General features: G+C 48.6%; 1 protein-coding gene. It reads left to right on the top strand.

Features of this window, described 5'->3' with window-relative positions:
- Nucleotides 1-296 (top strand): ribosome maturation factor RimM (gene rimM, locus ACTHSP_RS23580; RefSeq protein WP_440347183.1); only part of this gene is annotated, 296 nt, incomplete at both ends.

Here is a 296-nt window from a genome sequence, read left to right on the forward strand (position 1 = left end):
GACACTCAAAAACGGGTAGCCATGGGCTACATCAAAGGCGTATTCGGCATTAAAGGCTGGCTTAAAATTGCCGCCAACACCGAATATACCGACAGCCTGCTGGACTACCCCGAGTGGCAGTTGTGCAAGGATGGCAAAACCCTGAATGTTGTGCTTGAGGCAGGTAAAATTGTCAATGGTGAACTTCAGGTCAAATTTGAAGGTATAGACGATCGCGATCAAGCATTTGCCTTGCGCGGCTATACCATCGAAATCCCCAGAGAGTCATTCGCCCCTACTGAGGAAGACGAATACTA

It is taken from the genome of Neisseria sp. P0001.S005 (assembly GCF_051963715.1).